General features: G+C 64.7%; 1 pseudogene. It reads left to right on the forward strand.

Features of this window, described 5'->3' with window-relative positions:
• Positions 1-118: 118 nt before the first annotated feature.
• Positions 119-266: pseudogene (locus SB765_RS30295) on the forward strand (outer membrane porin, OprD family); the annotation flags it as partial.

Here is a 266-nt window from a genome sequence, read left to right on the forward strand (position 1 = left end):
GTCGCCACCCGCCTCTACCTGAAGAAACGCGCCGATGCCGAGCGCCAGCACGACAGCCGCAAGGTCGGCTGAAGGCAGCGCTGGCCGCCGTCCATAACAACAATAAAAGGGACATCACATGTTCAAGCCTGAACCGGCTATCACCTGCCTGCGCCTGGCGCTGGTGGCAGCGCTGGCCTTGCCACTGCCCGCCCGCGCCGACTTCATCGGCGACAGCCAGGGCAGCCTGGAGCTGCGCAACTTCTACCAGAACCGCGATTATCGCC

This window comes from Pseudomonas sp. SIMBA_067, from assembly GCF_046534675.1.
Classification (GTDB): domain Bacteria; phylum Pseudomonadota; class Gammaproteobacteria; order Pseudomonadales; family Pseudomonadaceae; genus Aquipseudomonas; species Aquipseudomonas putida.